Source organism: Streptacidiphilus cavernicola (assembly GCF_042510955.1).
Classification (GTDB): Bacteria; Actinomycetota; Actinomycetes; order Streptomycetales; family Streptomycetaceae; genus Streptacidiphilus; species Streptacidiphilus cavernicola.
Genome location: NZ_JBHFAB010000014.1, coordinates 26,323 through 47,577, shown reverse-complemented (window position 1 = coordinate 47,577; position 21,255 = coordinate 26,323). Strand labels below are relative to the sequence as shown.

16 protein-coding genes and 2 pseudogenes are annotated in these 21,255 nt (G+C 73.9%); 15 read left to right on the top strand and 3 right to left on the bottom strand.

From position 1 onward, the window contains the following. Positions 1–66: 66 nt before the first annotated feature. Positions 67–426: pseudogene (locus tag ACEZDE_RS19710) on the top strand (polysaccharide deacetylase family protein); the annotation flags it as partial. Positions 427–444: 18 nt separating this feature from the next. On the opposite strand, the gene ACEZDE_RS19705 reads toward ACEZDE_RS19710, so the two are convergent. Further along, positions 445–1,806: an acyltransferase family protein gene (locus ACEZDE_RS19705; protein ID WP_380537634.1), complete on the bottom strand. Its 1,362-nt coding sequence runs from the start codon at positions 1,804–1,806 to the stop codon at positions 445–447. 207 nt (positions 1,807–2,013) lie between these two features. Between ACEZDE_RS19705 and ACEZDE_RS19700 the strand changes: the two genes are divergently transcribed. The 5 genes from ACEZDE_RS19700 to ACEZDE_RS19680 all read left to right on the top strand — a co-directional run bounded on the left by ACEZDE_RS19700 (position 2,014) and on the right by ACEZDE_RS19680 (position 7,608). Further along, positions 2,014–3,042: a serine/threonine-protein kinase gene (locus ACEZDE_RS19700; protein ID WP_380537633.1), complete on the top strand. Its 1,029-nt coding sequence runs from the start codon at positions 2,014–2,016 to the stop codon at positions 3,040–3,042. A gap of 54 nt (positions 3,043–3,096) precedes the next feature. Further along, positions 3,097–4,209, top strand: coding sequence for an NAD(P)H-dependent flavin oxidoreductase (locus tag ACEZDE_RS19695; protein WP_380537632.1), 1,113 nt, complete (start codon positions 3,097–3,099; stop codon positions 4,207–4,209). After that, positions 4,206–5,792 (top strand): acyl-CoA synthetase, encoded by a 1,587-nt coding sequence (locus ACEZDE_RS19690; RefSeq protein ID WP_380537631.1) that lies wholly within the window; start codon positions 4,206–4,208, stop codon positions 5,790–5,792. The genes ACEZDE_RS19695 and ACEZDE_RS19690 overlap by 4 nt, the downstream gene beginning before the upstream one ends. 94 nt (positions 5,793–5,886) lie before the next feature. After that, a complete protein-coding gene (locus ACEZDE_RS19685; protein ID WP_380537630.1) occupies positions 5,887–6,393 on the top strand; it encodes a DUF3592 domain-containing protein in 507 nt (168 codons plus the stop codon). 87 nt (positions 6,394–6,480) lie between these two features. Beyond that, positions 6,481–7,608 (top strand): DUF2332 domain-containing protein, encoded by a 1,128-nt coding sequence (locus tag ACEZDE_RS19680; RefSeq protein WP_380537629.1) that lies wholly within the window; start codon positions 6,481–6,483, stop codon positions 7,606–7,608. Between the two features lie 206 nt (positions 7,609–7,814). Here the strand turns inward: ACEZDE_RS19680 and ACEZDE_RS19675 are convergent, their stop codons facing one another. Continuing rightward, positions 7,815–9,446 (bottom strand): acyl-CoA synthetase, encoded by a 1,632-nt coding sequence (locus ACEZDE_RS19675; protein ID WP_380537628.1) that lies wholly within the window; start codon positions 9,444–9,446, stop codon positions 7,815–7,817. A 128-nt stretch (positions 9,447–9,574) separates the two neighbouring features. Between ACEZDE_RS19675 and ACEZDE_RS19670 the strand changes: the two genes are divergently transcribed. From ACEZDE_RS19670 to ACEZDE_RS19640, 7 genes and pseudogenes are all read left to right on the top strand, one after another. Then, entirely contained in the window at positions 9,575–10,441 is an 867-nt protein-coding gene (locus ACEZDE_RS19670; protein WP_380537627.1) for a crotonase/enoyl-CoA hydratase family protein, read from the top strand. 31 nt (positions 10,442–10,472) lie between these two features. Then, positions 10,473–11,482 (top strand): annotated as a pseudogene (locus ACEZDE_RS19665) (Zn-ribbon domain-containing OB-fold protein). Positions 11,483–11,484: 2 nt separating this feature from the next. Next, complete coding sequence (locus ACEZDE_RS19660) at positions 11,485–12,555, top strand: thiolase domain-containing protein (RefSeq protein ID WP_380537626.1); 1,071 nt, start codon at positions 11,485–11,487, stop codon at positions 12,553–12,555. Beyond that, positions 12,552–13,730 (top strand): thiolase domain-containing protein, encoded by a 1,179-nt coding sequence (locus ACEZDE_RS19655; RefSeq protein WP_380537625.1) that lies wholly within the window; start codon positions 12,552–12,554, stop codon positions 13,728–13,730. The genes ACEZDE_RS19660 and ACEZDE_RS19655 overlap by 4 nt, the downstream gene beginning before the upstream one ends. Before the next feature lie 163 nt (positions 13,731–13,893). Beyond that, a complete protein-coding gene (locus ACEZDE_RS19650) occupies positions 13,894–14,118 on the top strand; it encodes a DUF397 domain-containing protein (protein ID WP_380537747.1) in 225 nt (74 codons plus the stop codon). 555 nt (positions 14,119–14,673) lie between these two features. Then, positions 14,674–15,168 carry a hypothetical protein gene (locus ACEZDE_RS19645; protein WP_380537624.1) on the top strand — a complete coding sequence of 165 codons (495 nt, stop codon included), beginning with the start codon at positions 14,674–14,676 and terminating at the stop codon, positions 15,166–15,168. A 79-nt stretch (positions 15,169–15,247) separates the two neighbouring features. Beyond that, positions 15,248–16,408 (top strand): acyl-CoA dehydrogenase family protein, encoded by a 1,161-nt coding sequence (locus ACEZDE_RS19640; protein ID WP_380537623.1) that lies wholly within the window; start codon positions 15,248–15,250, stop codon positions 16,406–16,408. Positions 16,409–16,453: 45 nt separating this feature from the next. On the opposite strand, the gene ACEZDE_RS19635 is transcribed toward ACEZDE_RS19640, so the two are convergent. Continuing rightward, positions 16,454–17,587, bottom strand: a complete 1,134-nt coding sequence (locus ACEZDE_RS19635; RefSeq protein ID WP_380537622.1) for an aminoglycoside phosphotransferase family protein — start codon at positions 17,585–17,587, stop codon at positions 16,454–16,456. 439 nt (positions 17,588–18,026) lie between these two features. On the opposite strand from ACEZDE_RS19635, the gene ACEZDE_RS19630 reads away from it, so the two are divergent. Next, a complete protein-coding gene (locus ACEZDE_RS19630; RefSeq protein ID WP_380537621.1) occupies positions 18,027–19,517 on the top strand; it encodes a DNA-binding protein NsdB in 1,491 nt (496 codons plus the stop codon). Between the two features lie 198 nt (positions 19,518–19,715). Continuing rightward, positions 19,716–21,122: a HEAT repeat domain-containing protein gene (locus ACEZDE_RS19625; protein ID WP_380537620.1), complete on the top strand. Its 1,407-nt coding sequence runs from the start codon at positions 19,716–19,718 to the stop codon at positions 21,120–21,122. Positions 21,123–21,255: the final 133 nt, after the last annotated feature.

The window sequence follows — 21,255 nt, the reverse complement described above, 5'->3', positions numbered from 1 at the left end:
CGCCGTCCCCCTTCCCTTGCCCCCCGTCCCCTTTCCCCGCCCCGTTCCGCCGAATGATCGGAAGCCGTGACCGAGCCCTGGGACCCCCGCCACGTCCACCTCACCTTCGACGACGGGCCGCACCCCGAGTCGACCCCCGCGCTGCTGGACGCCCTGCTGGCCGAGGGCCGACGGGCCACCTTCTTCGTCTGGGGCGAGCACGCGGTCCGGTATCCGGAGCTGCTGCGGGCGGTCCACGCGGCCGGGATGGCCATCGGCAACCACGGCTTCACCCACGCCCACCTGCCGATGCTCGCGCCGTGGGCGGTCGCCGAGGAGATCGACCGGACCCAGCGGACGGTGCTGGAACTGACCGGCGTGCTGCCGAACCTGTTCCGGCCCCCGTACGGCGAGACCGACCCGGTGGTCCGCGCGGCGGCCGAGGCCGCCGGGCTGACCGAGACGCTATGGGAGGTCGACGTCCGCGACTGGGCCGGGGCCGGTGCCGACGCCGTCGTCCGGGCCGCCGAGAGCGCGCTGCCCGGGGACATCGTGCTGCTGCACGACGGCGGCTACCGGAGCACGGTCGAGGCCGTCCCGCGGATCCTGCGCTCGCTGACCGTCCGGGGACTGCTGCCGGAGCTCTGACCCGGAGCCGGCCGCCGACCCGGAGCCGGACGCGGAGGCTGGCCCGGAGTCGGCCGCGGTCCGGGAGGCGCGCAGCGCGGTCCGGATGCGGCGGTCCGCGGGCTTCTCGACCGCCAGGTGGCACCCGGCCGCGACCAGGACGGCGGCGGCGAGCATCAGCAGCGTCACCAGGAGTTGCCCGGCCGGGCTGTCCCCGGCCCGGTCGGGCACCCCGTAGTGCTCGAACGCGGTCAGCACGGTGAAGTGGACCAGGTAGAAGGCGAAGGACCACTCCCCGAGCCGGACCAGGAACGGACTGGCCAGCAGCCTGCCGCCACGCTCCAGGTCGCCCAGCGCGGCGGCGGCGATCAGCAGCGCGAACAGCGGCACGACCACGGCGTCGAAGTCCCCGGAGGTCGGCGGGAGCCCGGGGATCAGCCCGGGTTGGAAGGACGAGCGCCAGCGCAGCGCGACCACCAGGGCCAGCAGGCCGAGCACCGGAGGGACCCCGAGCCGGGGCCGCCAGCCCTGCCGGACCGCCAGCGCGGTGCACATGCCGACCACGAACATCGGGGTCAGCGCGAGCGGCGAGGCGTAGGTGAGCCGGTCCACCTCGAAGGAGAGGCCGTCGGACCCGGGCCAGATCCGGGTCAGCAGGGTGAGCAGGGTCATCACCGCGGCGACGGCGAGCAGCCCCGGCGGTCGCAGCCGGGCCAGCGCGCGCAGCAGGAACGGATGCAGCAGGTAGAAGAACGCCTCACAGGACAGGGTCCAGGTGACGATGTTCGCCGTGTAGAAGTCGTCGGTGGTCCAGGCCTGGGTCAGGGTGAGCGTGGTGAGCGTTCCGCTGGGGGAGAAGGGAGCGCGGTCCCAGAAGTGGACGATGGCCAGGGCCGGCAGCAGCGTCACGGCCAGCAGCGGCCACACCCGGGCGAACCGGCGGACGTAGAAGCTCCGGATGCTGTCGCCCGGCCGCGCGGACCAGGTCAGTACGAAGCCGGACAGCACGAAGAAGAAGGGGACCCCCTCGTAGCCGGTGCGCATCAGCGGCACCAGGACCGCCAGCGGGGCCAGGGTCGGCGCGATGTGGAAGCAGAAGACGCCCAGGGCGGCGAACCAGCGGAGCCCGGTCAGGGAGTCGACGCGCCCGCCGACGCGGACGGTTCCTTGGCCGGGCCGGGCTGTGGGACTGAGGGACATTGCTGAGCCGATCATTCCGAGTGCAGGTCATATCTTCCTCTTACCTTTCCGTGGCGATCCACTTACCCGGCCTTGTGAAAAACCTCTGAGAATGCTCCGAGGCGTCGCCGCCGGACCCGGCCGCGGCTGCCGGGGCCAGGCCCGCGATACTGCCTGCGGCACTACTGTGGTGACACTGGGCGGCGGAGCGGACGGGGGCGGCGGGCGGTGGACGAGGGAACCCTGATCCAGGGCCGCTACCGGCTGCTCAGCCTGCTGGGCCGGGGCGGGATGGGGGAGGTCTGGCGGGCCGAGGACGAGGCGCTGGGCCGCCCGGTCGCGGTGAAGTGCCTGCGCGCCGAGGCCCCGCACCGCAATCCGCGCCAGGCCGAGCTGACCCAGGAGCGCTTCCGCCGCGAGGCCAGGCTCGCGGCCGGACTACAGCACTCCGGCATCACCGTGGTGCACGACTTCGGCCAGGCCGAGGGCGCCCCTTACCTGGTGATGGAACTGCTGGACGGCAGCGACCTGGGCGCGGTGCTGGACGCGGCCCCGGACCGCAGGCTGCCGCTGGACCAGGCGCTGTCCACGGCCCGGCAGATCGCCTCCGCGCTGGCCTACACCCACGCCAGGGACGTGATCCACCGCGATCTCAAGCCGGGCAACCTGATCCGCACGGTCGAGGGCACGGTCAAGATCTGCGACTTCGGCATCGCCCGGCTCGGCGGCGACCCCGGTCTTACCTCCCGCCTCGGCGGCGGCTCGTTCGCGATCGGCACGCCGTACTACATGTCCCCCGAGCAGATCGACGGCAGCGACGTCGACTACCGCAGCGACCTCTACTCCTTCGGCTGCGTGCTCTACGAGCTGCTGGTCGGCACGCCGCCGTTCGCGGTCGGCGACCCGCTGGTGATCCTGCTGGACCACCGGGACACCCCGCCCCGGCCGCCGCGCGAGCTGCGCCCGGAGATCCCCCGGCTGCTGGAGGGCATCGTCCTCGACCTGCTGGCCAAGGACCCGGACGACCGTCCGGCCGACGCCCGCGAGGTGCTGCGCCGACTGGAGGAGCTGCGCCCGCCGGACGACTGGACCGCCGGGCGCACCACGGCCGGGACCGGCTCGTACGGGGTGCCGGTGCCGGACTGGGCCAGGGGGATGGGGCCGATCCCGGTGTCGCTGGTGCGGGTGGCGCGGGAGACCGCCTCGGTGGCCGAGCTGACCCGCAGCTGGGTCGAGCAGCCCGAGACCGCAATCTGATAGACCGTCAGAAATCTCTTCCGGTCTTCGGGCCGCTGCGCCATGCTGCCCTCCATGAGGACGGAACTCAGCGAACGGCTCGGCATCGAGCACGCCATCTTCGGCTTCACACCCTTCCCCGCCGTCGCCGCGGCGATCACCCGGGCCGGCGGCCTCGGCGTCCTCGGCGCCGTCCGCTACGGCACCGCGGACGAACTGGCCAAGGAACTCGACTGGATGGACGCGCACGTCGGCGGCCTGCCCTACGGCGTCGACGTGGTGATGCCGGCCAAGAAGGTCGAGAACGTGACCGTCGCCGACGTCGAGGCGATGATCCCGGCCGGACACCGGGACTTCGTCCGGGAGACGCTGGCCCGCTACGGCGTCCCCGAGCTGCCGGAGGGCGAGCAGGGCGGCTGGCGGATCACCGGCTGGATGGAGGACGTCGCCCGCTCCCACGTGGACGTGGCGCTGGAGCACCCGATCGCGCTGCTGGCCAGCGCGCTGGGCCATCCGCCACCGGACGTGGTCGACCGCGCGCACGCGGCCGGGGTCCTGGTCGCCGCGCTGGCCGGCAGCGCCCGGCACGCCCGGCACCACGCCGAGGCGGGGATCGACGTGGTGGTCGCGCAGGGGCACGAGGCCGGCGGCCACACCGGCGAGATCGGCACCATGGTGCTGGTCCCGGAGATCGTCTCGGCCGTCGCGCCGATCCCGGTGCTGGCGGCCGGGGGCATCGGCACCGGCGCCCAGGCCGCCGCCGGGATCGCGCTGGGCGCGCAGGGGGTCTGGCTCGGCTCGGTCTGGCTCACCGTCACCGAGGCCGACCTCAGCTCGCCGGTGCTGCGGGCCAAGCTGCTCGCGGCCGGCTCCGGCGACACCGTCCGCTCCCGGGCGCTGACCGGCAAACCGGCCCGCCAGCTGCGGACCGAGTGGACCGACGCCTGGGAGCAGCCGGACAGCCCGGCCACGCTGCCGATGCCGCTGCAGGGCCTGCTGGTCGCCGACGCGGTGAGCAGGATCCAGAGCTATCAGACGGCCGAGCTGATCGGCACCCCGGTCGGCCAGATCGTCGGCCAGATGACCGAGGAGCGCCCGGTCGCCGCTGTGATGGACGAACTGACCCGCGGCTTCGCCGAGGCAGTGGCCCGGCTCGACCGCGTAGCCGCCACCAGGGAGGATTCATGAGCACCCCGAACACGGCAGGCACCCCCGGCGCCGCGGCCCCCGCCCCCACCGGCTTCTGGGCCCAGGCCGGGGCCGCGTACGACCGGGTCGCGATGATCGCCCCGGACGGCGTCCCGTGGACCGCCGGGCGGCTGCACGCCGCCGCCAACCAGCTGGTCCACGGCCTGCGCGCGGCCGGGATGCAGACCGGCGACGCCTTCGCCGCCGTGCTGCCCAACGGGATCGAGCTGTTCACCGCCTACCTCGCCGCCACCCAGGCCGGCTTCTACCTGGTACCGGTGAACCACCACCTGGTCGGCCCGGAGATCGCCTGGATCGTCTCCGACAGCGGCGCCAAAGTGCTGATCGCGCACGAGCGCTTCGCCGAGGCCTCGACCGCCGCCGCGGACGAGGCCGAGCTGCCCAAGGAGCGCCGCTACGCGGTCGGCGAGCTGCCCGGCTTCCGTCCCTACGCCGACCTGCTGGCCGGGCAGTCCGCCGCGGCGCCCGCCGACCGGACCACCGGCTGGGTGATGAACTACACCTCGGGCACGACCGGACGCCCGCGCGGCATCCGCCGCCCGCTGCCGGGACGGCCGCCGGAGCAGACCCCGCTGGGCGGGTTCCTCGGCATCTTCGGGATCAGGGCGGGCGACGGCAACGTCCACCTGGTCTGCTCCCCGCTCTACCACACCGCAGTGCTGCAGTTCGCCGCCGCCTCACTGCACCTCGGGCACCTGGTGGTGCTGATGGACCGGTGGACGCCGGAGGAGATGCTGCGGCTGATCGACCGTCACCGGGTCACCCACACCCACATGGTGCCCACCCAGTTCCACCGGCTGCTGGCGCTCCCGGAGCAGACCCGGGCCCGCTACGACGTGTCGTCGATGCGGCACGCCATCCACGGCGCGGCCCCCTGCCCCGACCACGTCAAGCGGGCCATGATCGCCTGGTGGGGCGAGTGCGTCGAGGAGTACTACGCCGCCAGCGAGGGCGGCGGCACCTTCGCCACGGCGGGGGAGTGGCTGCAGCGCCCGGGGACGGTCGGCCGTCCCTGGCCGATCAGCGAGGTCGCGGTGCTGGACGACGAGGGGAAGCCGGTTCCGACCGGCGAACTGGGCACCGTCTACCTGAAGATGAACACCGGCGGCTTCAGCTACCACAAGGACGAGGGCAAGACCCGGCAGAACCGGATCGGCGACTTCTTCACCGTCGGCGACCTCGGGCTGCTGGACGCGGACGGCTACCTCTACCTGCGCGACCGCAAGATCGACATGATCATCTCGGGCGGGGTCAACATCTACCCGGCCGAGATCGAGTCGGCCCTGCTGGCCCACCCCGCCGTTGCCGACGCCGCCGCCTTCGGCATCCCGCACGACGACTGGGGCGAGCAGGTCAAGGCCGTGATCGAGCCCGCCGCCGGGCACGAGCCCGGCGAGGCGCTGGCGGCGGACATCCTGGCCCACTGCGAACGGCAGCTGGCGAAGTACAAGTGCCCGCGCTCGGTCGACTTCGTCACCGAACTGCCCCGCGACCCCAACGGCAAGCTCTACAAGCGCCGCCTCCGCGACCCCTACTGGGAGGGACGGACCCGCCAGGTCTGAGGCACGGCAGACTTTCCGGCCCCCGCCGTGCAACCGGCGGGGGCCGTGGCGCATCCTTCGCGACAGGAGCACGTCATCGACAACGGGGGATCGCATGCTGGAGGTATCCGGCGGTATCGGAGTGCTGTTCGGGCTGGTCGGGCTGCTGTTCGCGGTGGTCGGCGCGGCGATTGTGATCACCTTGGTGGTGAAGACGGCCGACCGCAGGCGGCTGCTCGACTCGGGGCTCGCCGCCGAGGCGCGCTGCCTGGACACGTACACCCGCAGCAGCTCGGAGGGCACCGGGTCACGGCACGCGATCCTGAGCTTCGTCACCGCCGACGGCCGGGAGGTCCGGATCCAGCCGGTGATCACCGGTCCGGTGGTCCCCGGCGACTTCGTCACGGTCCGCTACGACCCGGCCCGTCCGCAGCGGGCGGTCATGGTCGGTAACGGCTCCGGCGCGGTGGCGAACGGCTGCGGGGCCGTGGTCGGGCTGATCGTCGCCGTGATGTTCATCGGCGTCGGCCTGTTCTTCGCGGCGGCCGGGTTCGGGCTGTTCGACCTCGCTTCGGGCGGCGCACCGGACCCGGGCTCCACGCCCTGGGCGCCCTCGCCCTGACCCGGTGAGGCAGATCACTCGGCGGACGGGTGTGCTCCGGGCGCACGGCCGGGAAGGATCTTCCTCACCGCACCGAGGAGCCACCCCATGTCCAGGACCGAGCCCAGCAGCGAGACCGCCACCGCACCGCGCGAACGCATCGCGGCGATGTTCCGCTGGCAGGCACGGGCCTGCGGCTCCCTCGGCTCGACCCTGTACCAGGCGCTGCTGGCGCACGCGGCGGAGGACATCCTGGCCGACGGCCCCTGCGCCGACGCGGTGGCCGGGTACGAGGACGCGCCCGGCCCGGACGCGGTGGCGCTGCGCCTCGCCGGGGGCGTCCACGCGCTGGTGCTGACCGGCCGGGCGCCCGACCTGGCCCGGTACTACCCCACGGCCGGCGGAACGGTGCCCGGTGACGCGCCGGACGCGCCCGATGCCGCCGAGGCCTGCTGGCAGGCGTTCCGGGCCGCCGTCGCCGCCGAACTGCCGTGGGTGCGGGACTGGATGACCCGTCCGCCGCAGACCAACGAGGTCGGCCGGGCCAACCTGCTGCTCACCGGACTGCTGCACGCGGGCCGGACCTCGCCGCTGCCGGTGCGGCTGTTCGAGCTCGGCGCCAGCTCCGGACTGAACCTGCGGCCGGAGGCCTTCCGCTACCGGGCGGACGGCTTCGCCTGGGGGCCGGAGGACTCGCCAGTGCTGCTCGCGGACGCCTGGGACGGCGCGCCGCCGTCCTGGCTGGCCGGGGCCGCCGCCGCGCAGCCGCGGATCCGTGTGGTCGAGCGCCGCGGCTGCGACCTGACGCCGATCGATCCGCTCGCCGCGGCGGGCGCGCTCGCCCTGCGCGCCTACGTCTGGCCGGACCAGGCAGCCCGGCACGCCCGGCTGGCAGGCGCGCTGCGGCTGGCCGCGGAGCTGCCCGCGACGGTGGAGCCGGTCGGCGCGGCCGACTTCCTGGCCGGGGTCGCGCCCGCGCCGGGCACGCTGACGGTGGTGTGGCACTCGGTGATGCGCCAGTACGTCCCGGCCGAGGAGTGGACCCGGGTGGAGTCGGAGCTGGCCCGGCTGGCGGCGGCGAGCAGGCCGGAGGCGCCCTTCGCGTACGTCTCGTTCGAGCCGGAGCGGGTGGGTGGGCGCTTCCCGTTCCGGCTCACCGTCCGGGAGGGGCAGGCCGATCCGGTGCTCCTGGCGGAGGCCCACCCGCACGGCCTCCCGGCCACGGCGGCGGTCTGACCTGCCGTCAGCTCCGAGGCGTGGGTGGCGTGGCTCGATCGTCACACCTGGGCCCACCGCGACCCGACCGACCGCCACCGCCCCGGCCACCCGGGTCGCTCCGGCCGCCCGCCGCCTGGGCTGCTCCGGCCGACGCGCCGCCCGGCCGCCCCAGCACCCGGGCCGCTCCGGTCGGCCCGCTCGTCCGCCCCGGTCCGGACCGGCGGTTACGCCGTGGCGACCAGGCCCTGGGCCCAGCGCATGTCCGGCTTGCCGGTCGGGGTGCGCTGGACCTGGGGGACCAGGTGCAGCCTGCGCGGGACCTTGTAGCGGGCCAGGTGCGCCCGGCAGTGCTCCTGGAGCTGCTGCAGCGTCAACTCCTCCGTCCCGGCCCTGGCCTGGACCAGGGCCACCACGGTCTCGCCCCAGCGCTCGTCCGCCGCGCCGACCACCACCGTGTCGTACACCGCCGGATGGGACTTGATCACCGACTCGACCTCCTCCGGGAAGATCTTCTCGCCGCCGGAGTTGATGCAGGACGAGCCCCGCCCCAGCAGGGTGATCCTGCCGTCCTCCTCGCGCCGGGCGAAGTCGCCGGGGACGGCGTAGCGGGTGCCGTCCGGGCCGGTGCGGAACACCTCGGCGCTCTTGACCGGGTCGCCCAGGTAGCGCAGCGGGACGTTGCCCCGGCGGGCGAGCCGCCCGACCACCCCGGCCGGGAGCGGATTGAGGTCGTCGTCCACCACCTCGGAGTCGCCGATCGCGGTGGTGGTGACCCCGCCGGTCGGCGTGCCCGCCGCGGCGGCCCCGCTGTACTGGCTGATGCCGCCCGCGCCGCCCTCGGAGGAGCCGATCGCGTCGCTGAGGTAGAGCGTCGGGAAGCGGTCGAGGAACCGCTGCTTCACCGAGCCGGAGAACAGCGCGGCACTGCTGACCAGGCCGAAGAAGGCGTCGAGCCGGTAGCCGGGGCTGTCTGCCGCGTCCAGTTCCTCGATCAGCGGGCGGCCCATCGCGTCCCCGGTGATCATGACCAGGTTGACCTGCTCGGACTCGGTCAGCTCCCAGACCCGCCGGGCGTCGAAGCGGTCCAGCAGCACCGCCCGGTTCCCCCGGAACAGCTGCTGCATCAGCCCCCACTGGGTCGCCCCGTGCATCAGCGGGGCGATCGGGAAGAAGGTCAGCGGGTTGTCGTAGGCGGTGCCGACGATCTCCTCGGGCGTGGCCATCCGGTGGCCGTTGGTGACGTCGATCCCGCCGCCGAGGGCGAAGAAGACGTCCTCCTGGCGCCAGACCACGCCCTTGGGCAGCCCGGTCGTCCCGCCGGTGAACAGCAGGTAGTGGTCGTCCGGCGAGCGCGGCGGAAAGTCCCGCAGCGGCCCGCCGGAGGCGAGCGCCTTCTCGTACGGGACGGCCGGGAGCGGCGTCGCGACGCCGGGGCCGGTGCCGTCCTCGATCACCAGCAGGTGCCGCAGCCCCGGCAGCCCCGGCAGCACCGCGGCGACTTCGGGTGCCCAACGCTCTTGGTAGATCAGCGCGGTGGGCTCAGCCATGCCCAACAGGTAGGTCAACTCATCAGCCACATAACGGTAGTTGACGTTGACGCAGACCGCCCGCAGCTTGCAGACCGCGAGCAGCGACTCCACCCACTCGGCCCGGTTCAGGGCGTACACGCCGACCCGGTCGCCGGGGCCGACTCCGGCGTCCTGGAGGTGGTGCGCCAGCCGGTTGGCGCGCTGGTCCAACTCGGCGAAGGTCCGCCGCTGCACCGCGGGCTCGTCCACGCGGGCGCAGGCGACCGCCTCGCGGTCGGGGAAGTGGTCAACCGCTTGCTCGAACAGATCGGCCAGGTTGAATTCCATGCCGGGAGAGTAGGAGCGGGGGGTCGAGAACTCCAGAGCGGTGACGCCCTTGAAAACCACGGAGGAAGACTGCAACCTGTTCTAGATCTGACGCTGCGTCAAAAACTGCCGAACCAAGGGGCACTGCCATGAGCGGCACCGAACACCTGCTGACCGAACGGCACGGACCGACGCTGGTGCTGACCCTGAACCGGCCCGAGGCCAAGAACGCGTTCTCGATCCCGATGCTGGTCGGGCTGCACGACGCCTGGGCCGAGGCGGACGCCGACGACGACGTCCGCTCGATCGTGCTGACCGGCGCCGGCGGCGCGTTCTGCGCGGGCATGGACCTCAAGGCCCTGGCCCGCGGCGGCACCGGCGGCGGCTTCGCCGGAGACGAGGGTGCGTCGCACAGCGACTCGGACGAGGGTGGTGGCGGGCGGCGGGAGGACCCGTACCGGGCCCGCCTCGCCGCCGACCCCGAGCTGCACTGGAAGGCGATGCTGCGGCAGCACCGCCCGCGCAAGCCGGTGATCGCCGCGGTCGAGGGCGTCTGCGTCGCCGGGGGCACCGAGATCCTGCAGGGCACCGACATCCGGGTGGCGGCCGAGTCGGCCTCCTTCGGACTGTTCGAGGTGCGCCGCGGGCTGTTCCCGGTCGGCGGCTCCACCGTCCGGCTGCCCCGGCAGATCGCGCACACCCACGCCCTGGAGATGCTGCTCACCGGACGCCGCTACAGCGCCGCCGAGGCCAGGGACATCGGCCTGGTCGGCAGCGTGGTCCCGGACGGCACCGCGCTCAAGCGCGCGCTGGAGCTGGCCGAGGCCGTCAACGAGGCCGCGCCGCTGGCGGTCGAGGCGGTGAAGCAGTCGGTCTACCGGACCGCGGCGCTCAGCGAGGAGGAGGGGCTGGCCAGGGAACTGGAGATCGGCTGGCCGATCTTCGCCACCGAGGACGCCAAGGAGGGCCCCCGCGCCTTCGCCGAACGCCGCCCACCCGTTTACCGCCGCCACTGAGGAGACCCGTCCCATGCCCGATCCCGACGCCCTGCCCGAGGTGCTCAGCGCCCCCATGATCGTGGAGTTCCCGTTCACCCGGTCCACCGGACCGGTCCTCGGGGCCTTCCTCACCGGACTGCGCGAGCGCGTCGTCCTCGGCATCCGCGGCGACGACGGCCGGGTGATCTGCCCGCCTGCCGAGTACGACCCGGTCACCGCGGCCGAGTTGACCACACTGGTGCGGCTGCCCGACAGCGGCACGGTCACCACCTGGGCCTGGAACCCGAACCCCCGCCCGTACCAGCCGCTGGCCACGCCGTTCGCCTGGGCACTGGTCCGGATGGACGGCGCGGACACCGCCCTGCTGCACGCGCTGGACGCGCCCGACCCGGACAGCGGCGACCCGAGCGCCGTCCGCACCGGGCTCCGGGTCCGGGTCCGCTGGGCCGAGGAGCGCAGCGGCGCGATCACCGACATCGCCTGCTTCGAACCCCTCGACGAGACGGAGGCAGCCCGATGACCGCCACCGTCACCGACCTGCTCGCCGCGATCCCGGAGCTGGCCGGGGCGGAACCGGTCACCCGGGTCACCCTCCCGGCCCGGCTGGACTACACCTACACCCCCGGCGGCTCGCAGTCCCGCTTCCTGCGCGCGCTCACCGAGCGCCGGCTGCTCGCCGAACGCTGCCCCTCCTGCACCCGGGTCTACGTCCCGGCCCGCGGGGTCTGCCCCACCTGCGGCATCGCCACCACCGAACGACTCGACCTGCCGCACATCGGCACGGTCACCACCTTCTGCATCGTCAACATCGCGGCCCGCGGCCTCGACGTCGAAGTCCCCTACTGCTACGCCTACGTGCTGCTGGACGGCGCGCACGTCGGGCTGCACGCCCGGATCGGCGACACCCCGCACGACCAGGTCCACGTCGGCCAGCGGGTCGAACCCGTCTGGCGCGAGCAGACCGGTGCGGACGTGCGCCCCAGCCTCGCCGCGATCAGCCACTTCCGACCCACCGGCGACCCCGACGCCGACCCCGAGAGCTACCGGAGGTGGATGTAGCCATGCCCCAGGACGCACGCGACGTCGCCGTCGTCGCCTTCTCCCAGACCAACCACCGCCGCAGCACCGACCGGCTCTCCGAAGTGGAACTGGTGCTGCCGGTGCTCCACGACGTGCTCAAGCAGACGGGTCTGACCACCGACCGGATCGGCTTCACCTGCTCCGGCAGCAGCGACTACCTGGCCGGCCGCGCCTTCTCCTTCACCATGACCCTGGACGGCGTCGGCGCCTGGCCGCCGATCTCCGAGTCCCATGTGGAGATGGACGGGGCCTGGGCGCTCTACGAGGCCTGGGTCAAGCTGCGCACCGGGCAGGCCGACACCGCCCTGGTCTACTCCTACGGGAAGTCCTCCCCCGGCAGCGTCCGGGACGTGCTGACCCGTCAGCTCGACCCCTACACCCTGGCCCCGCTCTGGCCCGACGCCGTCGCGCTGGCCGCGCTGCAGACCCAGGCGCTGATCGACGCCGGGCTCACCGACGAACGGGCGCTCGCCGACACCGCGGTCCGCTCCCGGCGCGCGGCCGAGGCCAACCCGCACGCGCAGCTGCGCGGCAGCGCCGACGCGGAGGAACTGCTGCGGGCGCCCTACGAGGTGCGGCCGCTGCGGCGGCACGACTGCCCGCCGGTCAGCGACGGGGCGGCGGCGGTGATCCTCGCGGTCGGCGACACCGCCCGCGCGCTGCACGCCCGTCCGGCCTGGATCCGCGGCATCGACCACCGGATCGAGGCGCACCAGCCCGGTGTGAGGGATCTCACCCGCTCCCCGTCGACCAGGACCGCCGCCGAACGGGCCGGACTCCTGGACGCCCCCGTGGACACGGCAGAACTTCACGCACCGTTCACCGGGCAGGAACTGATCCTGCGTCGGGAGCTCGGCCTCGGCGACGGGGTCGACGTCAATCCGTCCGGCGGCCCGTTGGCCGCGAACCCGGTGATGGCCGCGGGACTGATCCGGATCGGCGAGGCCGCCGCCCGGATCCACCGCGGCGAGTCGCACCGGGCCCTGGCCCACGCCACCTCGGGGCCCTGCCTGCAGCAGAACCTGGTGGCCGTTCTGGAGGGATCCGAGTGAGCAGCAACCGAGGTGCGGAGCCGGTCGCGGTCGTCGGCGTCGGGCAGACCCACCATGTGGCGGCCCGTCAGGACGTCTCCATCGCCGGGCTGGTCCGCGAGGCGGCCGTTCGCGCGCTGGAGGACGCCGAGCTGGGCTGGGCCGACATCGACGCGGTGGTGATCGGCAAGGCCCCGGACTTCTTCGAGGGCGTGATGATGCCGGAGCTGTACCTGGCCGAGGCGCTGGGCGCGGTCGGCAAGCCGATGCTGCGGGTGCACACCGCCGGTTCGGTCGGCGGCTCCACCTCGCTGGTGGCGGCCAACCTGGTCGCCGCCAGGGAGCACGGCACGGTGCTGACCGTGGCCTTCGAGAAGCAGTCGGAGTCCAACGCGATGTGGGGCCTCTCGCTGCCGGTCCCGTTCCAGGCGCCGCTGACCGCGGGCGCGGGCGGCTTCTTCGCGCCCCATGTGCGCGCCTACATGCGCCGTACCGGAGCGCCGGACCACATCGGCTCGCTGGTCGCCTTCAAGGACCGGACCAACGCCCTGAAGAACCCCTACGCCCACCTGCACGAACGGGAGCTGACCCTGGAGAGGGTGCGTGCCGCGCCGATGCTCTGGGACCCGATCCGCTACTCCGAGACCTGCCCCTCCTCCGACGGCGCCTGCGCCATGGTGCTCACCGACGCCCGCGGGGCCGCCCGCGCCCCGCGCCGCCCGGCCTGGGTGCACGGCGGCGCCATGCGCAGCGAGCCCACCATCTTCGCGGGCAAGGACTACGTCAGCCCGCAGGCCGGCCGGGACTGCGCCGCCGACGTCTACCGGCAGGCCGGAGTGGCGGACCCGCGACGGCAGTTGGACGTGGTCGAGATGTACGTCCCGTTCTCCTGGTACGAGCCGATGTGGCTGGAGAACCTGGGCTTCGCAGCCGAGGGCGAGGGCTGGAAACTGGTGGAGGCCGGGGTCACCGGGATGGACGGCGACCTGCCGGTCAACCCGTCCGGCGGGGTGCTGTCCAGCAACCCGATCGGGGCCTCCGGCATGATCCGCTTCGCCGAGGCCGCGTTGCAGGTGCGCGGGCTCGCGGGCGAACACCAGATCGACGGAGCCCGATTGGCGCTCGGCCACGCGTACGGGGGCGGCGCGCAGTTCTTCGCGATGTGGCTCGTCGGCAGTGAACCCCCGAACCAATGAGACTACGCGAAAGCGAATCCGTGCGGGTGGATCGCGTCAAAGCCCTCCTCTCGCGCCGCCACCGGAAGTTACAGTGGCAGGACGATGACGGGAGGATCACGACGTGGCAAGCGACGCATTCTTTGGTGACAGTGCGGGGGCCGGCGTCCTCACCCAGCGCAGTCTGCTCGATGAGGCAGCGAACGGAAAGAAGCCGCAACTCGACCTGGCCGGGGCGGAGTGGCTGTCCAGCAGCAACGGCGTGGGCGATGTCCAGATCGCCTTTGTCGAGGGATACATCGCGATGCGGGACGGCCGCAGTCCGGAGGGCCCCGCGTTGATCTTCACCCCGGCGGAGTGGCGGGCCTTCGTGCTCGGCGCCCGCGACGGCGAGTTCGACCTCACCTAGCCCGCCGACCTGCCTCGACTTCGGCTGACGGCTGCTCAGCAGCCGTCCTCGGCCGACTGTTTCACGCCGACCCGGCTCCGGGCGGCGATGAGGGAAGGGATGCACCGCGCCGACCACCCCCACGGGGCCGACGCGGCGCATCCCGCGGTCCGTGTCTCGCACACCCCCACGCGGCGAGACGGACGGACCCGCCCACGGAGCGGCACGGGCCGGTCCGGCCGGTGCCGTGGATCCATGGGCGTGCTCGGTGAATAGGAAATCGCCCGACAATGAACGTCAGGGCACTCAGCGGTGTGCCTCAGCGGAATTGACCTCGACCGGTGAGCGTCATGGACGGCGGGTGCAACCCACGCGCTGAAAGTCGACATGACCGTGGCGAACAAGCTGTACTGATCTCCCCATGTCGCCGACCGTAATCGGAACGTGATGGGTGAGTCAACTGTCAATCCGTCAACCAACGGCGGCATGCGGCGTGAAATGCACCGCCGCGGCGGCCTCGATCGCGTGCGGACCGGCCCGGTCCGCCGCCACCCGCACGCCACGTACGATGTCCCCATGGCTTTCCTCCGCCGCCGTTCCGGCACACCGGCAGGTCCGGACTTCGACGTTCTCGCGATGGACCCGGGCGACTGGCCCGGCGAATTCGGAGCCGCCCTGCTCGCCGACCCCGAGGACGGCAGCTGCCAGGGGATCTTCCTGCGCTACGACCTGCTCGCGGGCCGCGGGCCCTCGATGCTGATCGGCAACCTCTGCGAGGGCTCCCCGGCCCGGGAGCCGGAGGACGGCGTGCCGTTCGAGGTCCGGCAGCTGCTCGCGGCCATCGGCAACGACGAGCCGGTCGGCGTGGTGGACGTCGAGGACTTCCCGGTGATGCTCGGCGACGACCTGCTGATCGTGAAGAAGGTCAAGCTCTCCGAGAGCCGGGTGTCCTGCGTCCAGTTCGGCCGCAGCGACGGCATCCAGGTGACCGTCGCCACCTGGGACCGTCCGATCACCGACGACCTCTACAAGCTGCTGAAGCCTCTGCCCGCCGAGATGTTCCGGGCGTAGACGTTTTGTTGACGGCCGCGCCGTCGGCTTCGTAGATTCCGTCCATGCCCCACCCCGTGCACCCCGTGCGTCCGACCCGATGACCACCGCCGCCCGACACCCCCTGCTGGCCGACGCCTTCGCCCGGCTGCCCAGGGTGGTGGACCTGCTCGCCGCCCGTGCGGAGGAGCATGACCGCGACGCCTGCTTCCCGTACCAGGGCATCGAGGCGGTGCACGAGGCCGGGCTGCTCACCCTGACCGTGGCCGAGCGGTACGGCGGCGCGGGCTGCGGCCTGGCCGACACCGTCCGGGTGCTCGGCGAGCTGGGCCGCGGCGACCCCTCGGTGGCCCAGCTCGGGGCGCTCACCCTGCTCACCCACGCCCAGCAGGCCCGCGCCCCCTACTGGCCGGAACCGGTGTACGCGGACCTGCTGGCCGACTCGGTCCGCGGCCCTGCCCTGGTCGGCGTGCTCGGCCCGGAGGCGGACGGCGGGCCCGCGGCGGAGCCGGGCGCCACCGCCCGCCGGGACGGCGCGGACTGGCGGCTGACCGGCCGCGCCCCGGCCGTGGCCGGGGCGGAGGCGCTGGCCTGGATGGTGGTCACCGCCCGGCTCGTCGGCGACGACGCCGGGACGGCGGGCGCCGGGGACACCGGCACGGCCCTGTTCCTGGTCCAGGGCGACGCCCCCGGGGTGCAGGTCGAGCCCGGCTGGGAGCAGCTCGGTCTGCGCGCCACCGCCAGCCAGGACGTGCTGTTCGACGGCGTCCCGGTCGGCTCCGACGCGGTGGCGGTCCCCTCGCCGGTGCTCGACCCGGGCTGGCTCGACCTGGCGCTGCCCGCGGTGCACCTCGGCGTCGCCCGCGCGGCCAGGGACTGGGCGGTCGCCGCGCTGCGGCGGACGCCGACCGAGGGCCAACTGCACGCGGCGCTGGGCCGGATCGAGGTGGAACTGCTCACCGCCGAGGAACTGCTGCGGGCGCTGGCCGAACGGATCGACCGGGGCGACCCGGGCGCTCCGGAGCGGACCGGCGCCGCGCGGATCGTCGCCACCCGCGCGGCCGTCGGCGTGGTGGAACAGGCCGTCGCGCTCAGCGGCAGCGCCGGGCTGAGCCGGGCGCACCCGCTGGAGCGCCACGTCCGCGACGTCCTGCATGCCCGGGGCCACGGTCCGCGCGAACACGACCTCCTCGCCGAGGCCGGCCGCCGCGCCCTGCGGCACGGCGGCGGACCGACGCCGCCGCCCGTGCCCGGAGGCTGAGCCACCGTCAGGGCCGGGCCACCGCCGGGACCGGGCCCCGGGCCGTCAGCGGGTGCCCACCGCGGCGCGGACCGCGCGGCGGGCCATGGAGGCGTCCTCGTGCAGCCGCCGGATCAGGATTCGCTGCTCCTCGCCCGCACCGGGGACGTCGTGCAGCCGGATCTCCCGCATCAGCACCAGGATCAGGTTCACCAGGAAGGCGTCCCGTGGCAGCGTGCCGGAGGACTGCGCCACCTGGCTGATCTGCCGCCGCGCCGCGGTGTCCCCGGACAGCACCGTCCACAGCACCGCCAGGTCGTAGCCGGGGAGGTACCAGCCGGCCTGCTCCCAGTCGACCAGCACCGGCCCGGAGGGGGCCAGCAGCACATTGGTGAGCAGCGCGTCTCCGTGGCAGAACTGCGGGGTGCTGTGGGCCAGGCCGTGCAGCAGGTGCTGCAGGTCGCTGGCGTCCCGGTCGGTGAGCAGCCCCAGCGCGTGGTAGCGGGCGATCTCGCGCGGGTAGTCCAGCGGTGCGGCGAACGAACCGGCGGGCGGACGCCACAGGTTGAGCGACCGCACCGCGCCCAGGATCGCCCTGACCTCGCCCGGCGAGGGGGTGTTGACCGGGTGCCGCTCACGCGAGGCCGGGCGGCCGGGGACCCGTTCCATCAGCAGCACGCAGCGGTCGCTGTCGGCGGCGACCAGCTTGGGCAGCCGGGCCGGGGGGCGGTGCCGGACGAAGGTCCGGTAGGCCGCCACCTCGTGGCGCATCAGCTCGGCCGCGTCCCGCCCGGCCCTGGTGGCCTCGCGTCCGGCCGGGGTCGGGGTCAGGCACTTGGCCACGACCGGGGTGCGGCCCGCGGTGCCGGCCACCAGGACGTGCCGGCCGTCCTCGCGGAGCAGCTGCCGGGGGACGAACGCCGGACAGATCCGCGCTATCCCGGCCAGCGCGGCGCGCAGCACCGGCGACTGCTCGGCCGGGTTGTCCAGCCGCGGCACGGCGGTGCCGGGGACCGGGCGGGGCAGCGCGGTCCGGCGGGTGACCGCTGGGACGGCCGGGCGCTGCTGCGGGCGGGCCTGCTGGCCGTAGGGGTCGCGCTCGCGGGTCCTCGGGTCGGCGCCGAGGGCGGGGCGATGGCGCGGCGGTGCGGTGACCCGGGAGGCCGTTGCTGGGGCGGGGGAGAGCGAGGGAGAGTACATAGGTGGATCCGGGTCCCTTCCTGGCGGGCTGCCGCCGGCGGACCGGGTGGCCCACCGCGTGTGCTGTGTCGCGTTCCTGCTGTCACGTCCTGCTGTCGCGTCGCCGTCGTCGCGTCGCCGCTGTCGGGTCCGGGGGCGCGGACCGCGGATCGCACGCCACTGGCTCACTCCCGCACGACACGCCCTGGGGAGTGCGTCGTGCGGGGTGGTCCGTGGCCTGCGCCGAAGCCCGCGCCACCCCCTTGCGCCACTCCTTCCGACCGCCCGACCTCAGGCAACAAGCCCGAGATCAGAGCGAGGTTGGGGTGGCGCTTTCCTACATGACACCCGATGGCTCATGGCGCATCAGTTGGCGCACCCTGGCGAACCCTGGCGAATGCTCGCCTGGCACATGACGCGCGGTTAGCCTCGAAACCGCCGAGGAACCTGGGGGCTTGACGTGAGCAGAGGACCCAACACCCGATTCGCCGACCTGTTCGCCCTGACCGGATGGTCCAAGGGCGAGCTCGCGCGGCTGGTCAACCGGCGGGGCGCGGCGGTGGGACAGCAGCAGCTGTCCACCGACACCTCGCGGGTGAGGCGCTGGATCGAGCGCGGAGAGGTTCCGCGCGATCCCGTGCCGAGGGTGCTGGCCGCCCTGTTCACCGAGCGGCTCGGCCGTGTTGTCACCACTGAGGACCTCGGGTTCCAGCGACACCGGCACACAGGCTCGGGCAGCGGCGCGAAGGGTGCGCTCGACGATCCGTCCCGGGAACCGGAGCGCACCGCGGAGGTCCTCACCGAGTTCACGGGAATGGACCTCATGCTCAACCGACGCGGACTGATGGGCGCGAGCACCGCCCTCGTCGCGGGCGCGGCCATCGCCGGCCCGCTCCACGACTGGATGACCAGCCGGGAGACGGTCTCGGCCGCCCGCCCCGGCACCTCCTCCGGCGCGTTCGTGCGCGCCCCCGGCGCAGCCGCGCTGCCCGCCGCCGACGCCTACCAGCCGGGCCCGGTCGGCCTGGAGGAGGTCGAGGCGCTGGAGAACTCGGTGGACGTGTTCCGGGCCTGGGACGCCTCCCGGGGCGGCGGCCTGCAGCGCAAGGCCGTGGTCGGCCAGCTGAACGAGGTGGGCGGGATGCTCGGCTACCCGCACTCCCCGGCGCTGGCCCGGCGGCTCTGGACGGTCGCCGCGAACCTCTCGGTGCTGGCCGGCTGGATGTCCCACGACGTGGGCCTGGAGCCGACCGCGCAGAAGTACTTCGTGATGGCCGCGCACGCCGCCCGCGAGGCCGACGACCGGCCCAGGGCGGGCGAGGCGCTGTCCCGCGCCGCCCGGCAGATGGTCCACCTCGGGCGTCCGGCCGACGCCCTCGACCTGCTCCGCGGCGCCGAGAGCGGCAGCGGCGAGGACACCCTGCCCAGGACCAGGGCGATGCTGCGCACGGTCGAGGCCTGGGCGCAGGCCTCGATGGGCCGGTCGCAGGCCACCCGGCGCACCCTCGGCGAGGCCGAGGACCTCTTCGCCCAGGACAACGGCGACCCGGGCCCCGGCTGGCTCCAGTTCTTCGACCGGGCCGACCTGCACGGCATGGAGGCGCTGGCCTACCGCACCCTGGCCGAGCACGACCCCTCGGCCGCCCCGCTGGCCCAGTTCCACGCCCGGCAGGCGCTCGACCTGCGCTCCGGCGGCCATGAGCGCTCGATGCTGTTCGACCGGCTGTCGATGGCCTCCGCCTGCTACATCGCGAACAAGCCCGAGGAGGCGAGCAAGTACGCCAGGCTGGCGCTGACCTCCACCAGCGAGATGTCCTCGCACCGCACCTGGGACCGGCTGCGCGAGATGTACCGGCTCAGCGGGCGCTACGAGCAGCTGTCCGAGGTCGGTGAGCTGCGGTCGGAGATCCGCAAGGCGATGCCGCAGCAGCCCCGTCCGCAGATCATCTGAATGGCGGCGGTACCAGCGGGTAGGGAGTGGTCCGGCCGGGTGCGCACGACAGAGGTGCGCTGACCACCAGGTGAACGGTACGATTCCGTGCCTCCTGGTGGTCGGAATCCGCCCGGAGGCGGCATTACCGCCAGCCTCGTGGGAATCCAGCACGGAAATCCCTTTGCCACCAGGACCGCCGCAACGGATGCTGACCTCATGTTCGAGCCCGCGATAGCGCCCAGCGCCTCCCTTCTCGGCCTGCTTCAGCGGGGCCGGGGGGACGGCACCCTGCACGCTCTGGCGGCCGAGCGTTCCGACGCTCTCGCCGCTCTCGAGGAGTGCGTCACCAGCGACCCACGCCGCGACTGGCAGGTCGAGAACCGGTCCCTGTACTACGCCCGCCTCTACATGGAGCTGGAGGCTCCGCTCCAGGGCCTGGAGGACCACCTCTTCCACGTCGAGGACCTGCTCGACGAGGAGGAGTCGCGCACCGGCCTGACCCTGGCCGTGCTCGGCCGGCTGGTCGGCTACGGGCGGCGGGACGCCCTGCTGCTGCTGCGCCGCTACACCGCCACCGGCAGCAACTGGGCCTGGGCCCTGGACGAGCTGGCCGTCCGCGAGGACGACGCCGGCCTGGAAGCGCTGGCCGAGCCGGTGCTCGCCCGCTTCGCCGACGGCCCCGAGGGCGACGCCGCCCTGCGCGCGGCCGTCCGCAACGCCTACGAGCCCCGGCCCTGGCACCTCTGGGCGCAGTCCCACCCACGGGTCGCCGCCGCCACCGAGCAGGCCCCCTTCGACCTCTGGCAGCGCCAGCTCGACCGGCCGAGCAACGCCCCCGCCTGGAGCACGGCAGCCGTGCTGGCCTGGGCGGACGCGGCCGGCGGGCCCGAGGCGGTGGAGCGCAGAGCGGTCGCCGCCGCCCGCTGCCTGGACGCCGTGGCCGGGCCCGAGGACCTGCCGCTGCTGCTGGCCGCCGCCGCGGAGGGGCCGGACGGCGCCCGCTGCGCCGCGCTGCGGCACCTGGCCGACCACGACCACGAGCAGGCTCCCGAGCTGGTCGGCCGCGCCGCCGAGGACCTCTCCCGGCAGGTCGCCGACTTCGGCCTGGCGACGCTGGCCCGGATGCGCAGCCTCCGTTTCGTGGCCAGGGCCAGGGGCTGGGCCGCCGACACCGGCGGCGGGGCCCTCGCGGACGCCGCGGCCGGGCTGCTGGCCTGCGTCGGCACGGCCGAGGACGCACCGCTGGTGGTCGCCGCGCTACACCGCTGGGTCTACCAGCGCGGTGCCGAGGGCGACGGGCTGACCGTGCTGGTCGAGGGCGTCGGGCGGCTGGAGGCCGCCGCCGGGGTGACCGCGCTGCGGCACATCTACGCCGAGACCAGCTGCTCGCAGCTGCGCGGCAGCGCCGCCAGGAGCCTGGCCGCGACCGATCCCTGCTTCCCGACCGGGGCGGCGGTGGAATGCCTCTGGGACTGCGAGGAGGCCACCCGGGAGCTCGCCGCGCGGCATGTGCTCACCAAGGGCGACGGCAAGGTGCTGGACCGGCTGCGCAGGCTGGCCGCGGATCCGGGCGAGGAGGCCGAGGTGCACGCCGCGGTCCGGGGCCGGCTCAGCTCGGGCTGACCGCCGGGGCCGACCGCCGGGGCCGACCGCCGGGGCCGACCGCTTCCGAGGCCCGGAGACCAGGGTTCGGAAGTCGTTCGTCCGTGCGAAAGATCCCCGTGGTCGGACGCACTCCGGGGCGGGACATAACGCA